This is a genomic window from Aestuarium sp., assembly GCF_023253315.1.
GTDB classification, from domain to species: Bacteria; Pseudomonadota; Alphaproteobacteria; order Rhodobacterales; family Rhodobacteraceae; genus Marivivens; species Marivivens donghaensis.
This window is the reverse complement of the sequence record NZ_JALRGW010000101.1, coordinates 1-1,049: the sequence shown is the minus strand read 5'-3', so window position 1 is coordinate 1,049 and position 1,049 is coordinate 1. Positions and strand designations below refer to the sequence as shown.

At 55.5% G+C, this 1,049-nt stretch carries 2 protein-coding genes; both read left to right on the top strand.

Annotated elements, in window-relative coordinates; all coding sequences use genetic code 11:
* Positions 1-235: DUF1127 domain-containing protein (locus tag AC1QQ2_RS14395; protein WP_479713660.1), on the top strand; the 235-nt coding region annotated here is incomplete at its 5' end.
* Positions 236-425: 190 nt separating this feature from the next.
* Entirely contained in the window at positions 426-902 is a 477-nt protein-coding gene (gene rplO / locus AC1QQ2_RS14390) for a 50S ribosomal protein L15 (RefSeq protein WP_479713659.1), read from the top strand.
* Positions 903-1,049: the final 147 nt, after the last annotated feature.

The following is a 1,049-nucleotide window of genomic DNA, read 5'->3' as shown; positions in this document are numbered from 1 at the left end:
AAGGAATACGAAAATGGCTCACATCACTTTCCACGCACCCCGCGTCGCTCACATCGACCTCGGCGCAATCGTCCGTACCAAAGTTGCAGAAGTGAAAGACGCGCTGGCCCGTCGCGCTGAGTACCGCGCTGTATACAACCAGCTGGCTGCAATGACCGATCGGGACCTCGCAGATATCGGTATCTCGCGCGGAATGATCGAAGACGTTGCACATCAGGCGGCTTACAAGAACTAAGCGTCTTTTAGAGTTTGAAGCTGAGCCTCGATGGAAACATCGGGGCTTTTGTTTTTTCAGCCAATGCTTGCAATACGGAACCTCGGGCCGTATACGCACGCGGTGGCCCGCTTTGGGTCCAGAATCATAACCATTATGCCGTGTTTGCCCACTCCGTCGCTGGAGGGCAGTTCCGGCAAGGAGAAGCGACATGAAACTTAATGAACTCCGCGATAATGCAGGCGCAACCAAGAAACGCATGCGCGTTGCACGTGGTCCGGGCTCGGGCAAAGGTAAAACTGCTGGCCGTGGTATCAAAGGTCAGAAATCCCGTTCGGGCGTAGCTCTGAACGCCTATGAAGGCGGCCAGATGCCCCTCTACCAGCGTCTTCCCAAGCGCGGCTTCAACAAGCCCAACGCAAAGAAATACGCTGTTATCAACCTCGGCCTCGTCCAGAAGTTCATCGACGCCGGCAAGATCGACATCAAGGCAGAGATCACTGAAGAGGCACTCGTTGCTTCGGGTCTCGTTCGTCGTAAGCTCGATGGCGTTCGCATCCTTGCAAAGGGTGAATTCACCGCAAAGGCCAACCTCTCGGTAACCGGCGCTTCGAAGGGCGCTGTAGAAGCTGTAGAGAAGGCTGGTGGTAAAGTTACCATCATCGCCCCCGCAGCTGCGGCGGAATAAGGGTTGTGAGCGCCTTGACGGGCGCTTACATCACTGACAGTTTTCCCAACGCCGCAGACCGGAAAACCGGCCTGCGGCGTTTTTGATGAAAAGAGACGCTTTATGGCTTCAGCAGCAGAACAAATGGCAGCGAACCTGAGCTGGTCT

What these genes read in the sequence shown, in the direction of transcription:
- rplO (WP_479713659.1), top strand. Translation starts at nt 426, where the DNA reads ATGAAACTTAATGAACTCCGCGATAATGCAGGCGCAACCAAGAAACGC.